Below are 6,071 nucleotides of genomic sequence, written 5' to 3'. Positions count from 1 at the left end.
AAGTTCTTCGCCGAGAATCCCCCGCGCGGCGCACAGCTGGTCTACTCGCTCACGCAAAAAGCCACCAGCGTAAAGCTCAGCATCACCGATATCGCGGGGAAAGTGATCTTTACCGCCAGCCCCAAGACCCTGGAGCCCGGTCTCTATCGGGTCGAGTGGAACGGGGGCAATGCTTCTGCAGGTGCCTATCGGGTGCAGCTCGAAGTGGACGGTAAGTCCTGGAGCCAGACCCTGCGCGTGGAGAACGACCCACTGCGCTAACGAGCACGGTGATGCTGGTCGGTTGGAAACCACCAGCATCACGGCGCGATACAATAGCCGTTGCTATGGCCGAGAAAACCAAAAAATTTCATGTGATCACCTGGGGCTGCCAGATGAATGTCGACGACTCCGATCAGATCGAGAACTTATTGCTCTCTGATGGTCTGGAGAAAGCCGACTCGCTCGAAGATGCGGATGTGGTGATGCTCAATACCTGCTCCATGCGCCAGAAGCCCGAGGACAAAGTCTTCTCGCAGCTGGGGATTCTGGCTGAGCTTAAGCAAGCGCGGCCCGACATGGTGATTGGCGTCACCGGCTGTATGGCCCAGCGTGCGGGAGCCGAGATCGCCAAACGTGCGCCGCACATTGACCTCATCGCCGGAACCGCGCAGCTAGAACGCATCCCGGAGCTTGTCCGCACCCGCCAGAGCCTGCTGGAGAGTGGCGCGGCGACACAGAATAAACCCAGCGATGTGCTGATCCAGCTCCAGCTCCCGCGCAAGAAAGAGGAGAGTCAGCTTTTCTTGCCCGAGCGCAAGCGCGTGACCACGGGAAAATTAAAGAGCTTCGTCAGCATCATGTACGGCTGCGACAAGTTCTGCCACTTCTGCATCGTCCCGCACACCCGTGGAAAAGAGCGCTCCCGCCCCGCGTCGGAGATTATCGGCGAGGTGGAGTATCTGGCGGAGCACGGCACCAAAGAGGTCTGTCTGCTCGGCCAGACCGTCAACTCCTACGGCCTCAAGGGTCTGGAAGCCACGTGCTCTTTCTCCGAGCTGCTTCGCCGCGTCAACTCCGTGCCGGGCATCGAGCGTATTCGGTTCACGTCGCCCTACCCGAAAGACTTCACCGATGATGTGATCGAGGCGATGGCGAGCCTGCCCGCGGTCTGCGAGCAAGTGCACCTGCCCGTGCAAGTGGGCGACGATGTCTTGCTTAAGCGCATGAACCGCGGCTACACGCTAGACCAATATCGAACCATCGTTCACAAGCTGCGCACCGCGATGCCCGACATTGCCATCACCACGGATCTCATGCTCGGCTATCCTGGCGAGACCGAGGAGCAGGTGCAGAACACGCTGGACTTTGTGGAGGAGATCCGCTTCGACCAGGCGTTTATGTTCATCTACTCCCCGCGCCACCCAACCCCCGCCGCCAAGCTGCCGGATCAGATTCCGCAGCCCCTCAAAGTCGAGCGCCTGGAGCGCCTGATCGCGATTCAGAACCGCATCGTGGTGGAGAAAAACAACCAGTACGCCGCCGAGCACCGCGTCTACGATGTGCTGGTCGAGGGGGCGTCCCCCAAGCACCCCGGCCAGTGGCACGGCCTCACCCGCGGCGGCAAGACCGTCAACTTCGACGCCCACCGCAACCTCACCGGTCAGACCGTCAAGGTCCGCGCTCTCGCAGGCCACCTCTGGGGCTTCATGGGCGAGCTGGTGTAATTCACCATTGGGTGTCGTATGCGTTTTCATCATGCGGCACCACAGATTCGGGCGCATAAATGGGCCCGCTGTTGCGGCAAGCAGGCTAAAGCCCGCTCAATGCCAGTGAGTGATTGGGAGGCCCATTTATGGGTCTTGTCGCATCAGCGGGCCGCTTTAGCCGCCCGGTAAAAACGCCACCCGTCTGAGGGAAGAGCCCGTCTGAGGGAAGAGCATGAGTGACAATATCACCCACGCCGCGCGCCTGATCGCGGAGGCAGATGCGCTTCTGATTGGCGCGGGAGCGGGAATGGGCGTGGACTCGGGGTTGCCGGATTTTCGTGGCCCGGAGGGGTTCTGGCGAGCCTACCCTCCGCTGGCGGCGCGGGGCATCTCGTTTGAAAATATCGCCTGCCCGGACTGGTTTGAGTGGGAGCCGCGCCTCGCGTGGGGCTTCTACGGCCACCGGCTGAACCTCTACCGCAGCACCGAGCCGCACGCGGGCTTCGCGATTCTGAAGCGCTGGGCGGCGCAGAAGCCACATGGGGCATTCGTCTTTACCAGCAATGTGGATGGGCAGTTTCAAAAGGCTGGGTTCGCGCCCGAGCAGGTGATTGAGTGCCATGGCTCGATCCACAACTTCCAGTGCCAGCGTTATCACTGCGGCCCTGTCTGGTCAGCGGCGGAGACCGAGGTGTGCGTGGACGAAACAACACTCCTCGCGGACGAGCCCCTACCACGCTGCCCGACCTGCGGCAGAATCGCACGACCTAACTTGCTGATGTTCGGCGATGGAAGCTGGGTCGGTGCCCCCTACGATGCCAGCGAGCGGCGGCTGTGGAGCTGGCAGCGTGAGCTCCAAGCCGCCCACGCCAAGGTCGTTGTGATCGAGCTAGGTGCAGGTCGTGCAATCCCCACCGTCCGCTGGCTCGCCGAAGCCTGGCATGGGCAAGGTGCAACCCTGATTCGGATCAATCCCCGTGAGGCAAATGTCCCCGATGGCGCGATCTCCCTGCGCTTGGGTGCATGCGAGGCACTAGAGCAGCTCGACGCGCTACAATAGCCGCATGGGACGACGACCAAAAGAAGAGATTGTTTGGCCTGAGCCAGAGCCGACACCCGAGCCGACCTCACCGATTCGAAGGCGGCGACGACAACTCGACGAAGCTGCGACACATCTGGCGCTGGCGGGGATTCTGACCGAGGCAAGGCTGCGACGTAAAGCCGACGCCCGCTCCTGGCAGCTTGGCGAGGAGTATCTGGTGGCAGGTGCCGTGATTGGGCTGGAGGCTTCCGAAGGCCGGGTAACGGGGAAGGTGCAGGGAAGCTCGCTCTATGCCGCCCAGCTCTCGCTCAATAGCCGCAACGATCTGGACTACGACTGCAACTGTCCACGCCACCAGGACAGCGGGGATTTCTGCAAGCACCTAGTCGCGCTGGGGCTGGCGTATGTGCGACGCAATGCGGTCGAGGAGGTTGCCGTTCTCAAGGGCAGCGCGATGGACACGATTCAGAAGCATCTGGCGGGACTCACTAAAGAGCAGCTCATCACGCTCCTGATGGCGCAGTCGCTGGAGAACGAGCCACTCCGCCGCCACCTACTCTGGCTGGCACACCCGGCGAGCGAGCCCGCTCGCCCTAAGCTTGTCTTCAAACCCGCAAGCGCCGAATCGTAGCCGCCGGTTGAAACCGGCGGCTGCAATGGCCTTCGGCCACAAAGCCCGTGCTGGGCTACCGAACTTATTCCCAGCCCGGCACGGGCTTTGCGGCGCTTGCGCCACTGTCGACGCCCAATTTCATTGGGCGGAAATCCAGACTAAATCAATCGGGATTAGTTGACATTGGATTTTGCCTGTCCTATAATTGATCCGAACGGAAAGGAAATCCCTATGTCACTGGATGAATCCCAATTGCACTTCGATACCCTGGCACTGCACGCCGGGCAAGTCCCCGACCCGACCACGACCGCACGCGCGGTGCCGCTCTACCAGACCACGAGCTATGTCTTTAAAGACGCCGACCATGCGGCGAATTTGTTTGGCCTGAAAGAGTTTGGCAATATCTACACCCGCCTGATGAACCCGACTACCGATGTCTTTGAGAAGCGCGTGGCGGCGCTCGAAGGGGGCATTGGCGGGCTGGCAGCGGCATCGGGGCAGGCGGCGGAGACCCTGGCGATCCTGAATATCCTCAACGCGGGCGATCATATTGTGTCGTCGTCGTCGCTGTACGGCGGGACGTGGAATTTACTGCGCCACACGCTACCCAAGCTAGGGATCACGACCACGTTTGTGGACCCGAGCAAGCCCGAGAACTTCGCGGCGGCGATCACGGACTCGACCCGGCTGGTCTTTGCTGAGACCATGGGCAACCCCAAGCTCGACACGCTGGATATTGCTGCGGTGGCGGAGATCGCGCATGCCCACAATATCCCCCTGATGATCGACAACACGGCGGCGTCCCCGGCCATTGTCAACCCCATTGCCCACGGTGCGGATATTGTCGTGCACTCGGCGACCAAGTTTATTGGCGGGCACGGCACCACCATCGGCGGCGTGATCGTGGACTCCGGCAAGTTCGACTGGGCCGCATCGGGCAAGTTCCTGGACTTCACGTCGCCGGATCCGAGCTACCACGGCTTAGTTTTAGCGAGCTTGCCGGAGCCGCTGCGCTCGATGAGCTATATCCTCAAAGCGCGTCTCCAGGGCCTGCGTGACATGGGCGCGGCGATCTCTCCCTTCAACTCCTGGCAGCTGATTATCGGGCTGGAGACCCTGCACCTGCGCATGGAGCGCCACAGCAAGAACGCGCTGGCGGTGGCGCAGTGGCTCAAGACCCATCCCAAGGTCACCTGGGTGAACTACCCCGGCCTCCCCGAGCACCCAGCGCATGAAGTTGCCAGCCGCTACCACAAGAAAGACAGCGACGGCAATGTCCAGTACGGTGCGCTGGTCGGCTTTGGGGTGCAAGGCGGCGTGGACGCGGGCCGCAAGCTGGTGTCGTCGGTGAAGCTGCTCTCCCTGCTAGCCAATATCGGCGATGCGAAGAGCCTCATCATTCACCCGGCCAGCACGACCCACTCCCAGCTCACCGAGGAGGAGCAGGCCGCCACCGGTGTGACCCCGGACTTTGTGCGCCTCTCGATAGGTATCGAGCATGTAGGGGATATTATCGCCGATCTGGAGCAAGCCCTAGCCCAAGTCTGAGCCTTACTACCTTAGCCGGGGTTTTCCGCCCCGGCTAAGACCCTCCCGAGTACGAAGCCGCCGGTGGCATGCGCACCAGCGAGGCAGGTAAGTAGAGCGCATTGCCTGTGAGGTACAATCCCCAAAATCGTCATCATAGCTACGGCAGAAATACAAGTTAGGCCGCACAGTCACAGACCATGGATCTCCGAAAGCTCAACATCGCACCCGATAACGATCTAACACATGAAGCATTCATGGTCAGGCTACCATCTAGTGGTGATCTGGATGCGTTAGTCATGAAGTTCAACGGGGTCTGCGGCCACGGTTCCGGTGGCAATGGGGATGCCGCCTACATGACGGCAGTAACGGTTGCGGCAATCTCCTTCGCGGAGCCCTTCGCCCTGATCTTCGATTTCTCTGAACTGGAGTACGTTTGGGGAGACATGATGGCGAACGTTCTCTCCGTTGGAGAAGATCGATGGGAGAACCATGAAATGCCAATGGCAATCGTGGTGTCTGATCGTTGCGAACCGGCCCTGCGGTCTCTACTACTGAAGGAAATGGGCATCAAGGATCTCAGCCTCATTGTCCGTAGCCTGAGCGAGGCTCTGACATACGTAGATAATAAGAACACCTTCGCCAAACGCACGAATGCGGTCTAAACCCTCGTTCAACCGGACCTGCTACGGCATGGCCTCGTGGCACTTAGGTGCCTTGGACGGTAGAATTTCTGCATGAGTCTGACTATCTCTGTGGAGCCGCAACTGGAAGCATGGATTCGCGAGGAAGCACGGCGACGCGGTGAAACTCCCGAGGAGCTGATTGCCCGTGAGGTCGCGATTCGCTGGGCCAGTGCTCCCAATATCCCACGGCTCACCGCAGACGAGACCACGCTTCTTCAGACCATCAACGCAGGGCTTCCCGAGAGCTTCTGGAGCCGCTACCGAGAGTTGACCGACCGACGACGGAGCGAGAGCCTTACAGAACCCGAGCGGCAGGAGCTGATTTCTCTCTCCGATCAGGCCGAGGAGAAGACCCTCCAGCGCACGGAGGCACTTGTCGCACTGGCGCAGCTACGCCACGTCGGTCTCGATGCGCTACGCGACTCACTGGGCATTGCCCCCATACTTGCGTAACCCTCTCCCATTATTGGGAGGGGGTGGCGCGAAGCGCCGGGGGAGGGGAAACAGTGGGCAGG

General features: G+C 60.9%; 7 protein-coding genes. All 7 read left to right on the top strand.

The window, feature by feature from the left end; genetic code table 11:
- Nucleotides 1–261, top strand: a 261-nt coding sequence (locus tag RMO15_RS28930) for a FlgD immunoglobulin-like domain containing protein (RefSeq protein ID WP_309721257.1), incomplete at its 5' end; no start/stop codon positions are given.
- Nucleotides 262–326: 65 nt separating this feature from the next.
- Nucleotides 327–1,706 (top strand): tRNA (N6-isopentenyl adenosine(37)-C2)-methylthiotransferase MiaB, encoded by a 1,380-nt coding sequence (gene miaB, locus RMO15_RS28925; protein ID WP_309721254.1) that lies wholly within the window; start codon nt 327–329, stop codon nt 1,704–1,706.
- 214 nt (nt 1,707–1,920) lie between these two features.
- Nucleotides 1,921–2,748, top strand: coding sequence for a Sir2 family NAD-dependent protein deacetylase (locus tag RMO15_RS28920; protein WP_309721252.1), 828 nt, complete (start codon nt 1,921–1,923; stop codon nt 2,746–2,748).
- Nucleotides 2,749–2,752: 4 nt separating this feature from the next.
- Nucleotides 2,753–3,361, top strand: a complete 609-nt coding sequence (locus tag RMO15_RS28915; protein ID WP_309721249.1) for a hypothetical protein — start codon at nt 2,753–2,755, stop codon at nt 3,359–3,361.
- 213 nt (nt 3,362–3,574) lie between these two features.
- Nucleotides 3,575–4,891, top strand: coding sequence for an O-acetylhomoserine aminocarboxypropyltransferase/cysteine synthase (locus RMO15_RS28910; protein WP_309721246.1), 1,317 nt, complete (start codon nt 3,575–3,577; stop codon nt 4,889–4,891).
- A gap of 179 nt (nt 4,892–5,070) precedes the next feature.
- Nucleotides 5,071–5,535 carry a hypothetical protein gene (locus RMO15_RS28905; protein WP_309721243.1) on the top strand — a complete coding sequence of 155 codons (465 nt, stop codon included), beginning with the start codon at nt 5,071–5,073 and terminating at the stop codon, nt 5,533–5,535.
- A 72-nt stretch (nt 5,536–5,607) separates the two neighbouring features.
- A complete protein-coding gene (locus RMO15_RS28900) occupies nt 5,608–6,009 on the top strand; it encodes a hypothetical protein (RefSeq protein WP_309721239.1) in 402 nt (133 codons plus the stop codon).
- Nucleotides 6,010–6,071 lie beyond the last annotated feature (62 nt).

It is taken from the genome of Armatimonas sp., assembly GCF_031410135.1.
Taxonomy (GTDB): Bacteria; Armatimonadota; Armatimonadia; order Armatimonadales; family Armatimonadaceae; genus Armatimonas.
The sequence above is the reverse complement of the archived record's forward strand: the minus strand, read 5'-3'. Positions and strand labels throughout refer to the sequence as shown.

Excerpts from the sequence above, each read along its gene's own strand:
- RMO15_RS28915 (WP_309721249.1), top strand. The coding sequence starts at position 2,753 with ATGGGACGACGACCAAAAGAAGAGATTGTTTGGCCTGAGCCAGAGCCG.
- RMO15_RS28920 (WP_309721252.1), top strand. The coding sequence starts at position 1,921 with ATGAGTGACAATATCACCCACGCCGCGCGCCTGATCGCGGAGGCAGAT.
- RMO15_RS28900 (WP_309721239.1), top strand. The coding sequence starts at position 5,608 with ATGAGTCTGACTATCTCTGTGGAGCCGCAACTGGAAGCATGGATTCGC.
- RMO15_RS28910 (WP_309721246.1), top strand. The coding sequence starts at position 3,575 with ATGTCACTGGATGAATCCCAATTGCACTTCGATACCCTGGCACTGCAC.
- miaB (WP_309721254.1), top strand. The coding sequence starts at position 327 with ATGGCCGAGAAAACCAAAAAATTTCATGTGATCACCTGGGGCTGCCAG.
- RMO15_RS28905 (WP_309721243.1), top strand. The coding sequence starts at position 5,071 with ATGGATCTCCGAAAGCTCAACATCGCACCCGATAACGATCTAACACAT.